This is a genomic window from Bartonella sp. MR168JLCBS (genome assembly GCF_042194175.1).
This window is the reverse complement of sequence record NZ_JBHIMP010000190.1, coordinates 1-965: the sequence shown is the minus strand read 5'-3', so window position 1 is coordinate 965 and position 965 is coordinate 1. Positions and strand designations below refer to the sequence as shown.

Genomic DNA, 965 nt, shown 5'->3' with positions numbered 1-965 from the left:
AAAAACCAATACAAAGAAACGACACAAACACCGAAAATAAAAATTTTGAAGTATTCATACCCCTCATATAAAAGGGAGTTCGTTGAGAATACAAATGGTCGTCCATAGTAATTTATCCAAAAGAATAACTGTAAAGTTTTAAATCAGGTCAAAAGACAATTTAAATTACTATCAGAATCTATCACATACAAGTCAAACACAAGTGCTTTCAAATACCCCGAATTTAGGGAATTTTCAAAATGGTTTTTATCAAGAAAGCCAGCAAGTCCAGTTTACCTCTACATTTCTGAGTTAAATTCAACCTTTCATCTTTATAAAAACTGATTTATAATTAATTTTTTTTAGGATAAAAGGGGAAAACACAATGAAAAAAATTTTCACTCAAGGACTATTCGCTGTAAATATTATCGCTTTCTCTACTGTTGCGTTTGCTGGATTTAGTGAAAAAAAATGGGATTTTACTCCAGATGAAAGTGTTACTATTGGGAGCTCTGATAAAGTACATCAAGGCGTTGTATACTCTTGTCAAGCATTTAAACCCAAGAAAGCATCCTTTACTTTATCGTACTCCGCCCCTTCTGATTTAGATAAATTAAAAATTGTTGCTGACGATGAAAATAAAATAACGCATGATAAAGAAAATAAGATATTTATACTTAAAGATGTAACATCTCTTGCGTTAAGCTTCCCTTCATCCGGAAATTACACTGTTAAAAATATTACAAAGAAAAAGATTACTGGAAAAAATTGCAATACAGATAGTTATGATTGGTAATATTTCTTAAGAGTTTGAATAGGCCTGCCCAATTGCTCAGGTGGGTCTTTTTCACAATAAGGCGTAATGAACTCTCCAACCCTAAACTTCTGTAAGTTCGAATTTTTATACTTCTCCAACAAAATCAAATGATCCGATAAAACTATACTTAAACAATTTTTTGCGGCAAACTGAATTGTCCAGTGTTTTC

At 31.5% G+C, this 965-nt stretch carries 2 protein-coding genes; one reads left to right on the top strand and one right to left on the bottom strand.

The window, feature by feature from the left end:
* Window positions 1-364: 364 nt before the first annotated feature.
* On the top strand, window positions 365-775 hold the full coding sequence (locus ACFIK8_RS10265; RefSeq protein ID WP_014923745.1) for a hypothetical protein: 411 nt from the start codon (window positions 365-367) through the stop codon (window positions 773-775).
* Here ACFIK8_RS10265 and ACFIK8_RS10260 read toward each other — a convergent pair.
* On the bottom strand, window positions 763-965 hold a 203-nt coding region (locus ACFIK8_RS10260), incomplete at its 5' end, for a hypothetical protein (RefSeq protein ID WP_375669364.1). The two genes, ACFIK8_RS10265 and ACFIK8_RS10260, sit on opposite strands and share 13 nt — an antisense overlap.

Coding starts and splice junctions, on each gene's coding strand:
- ACFIK8_RS10265 (WP_014923745.1), top strand. CDS start 365: ATGAAAAAAATTTTCACTCAAGGACTATTCGCTGTAAATATTATCGCT.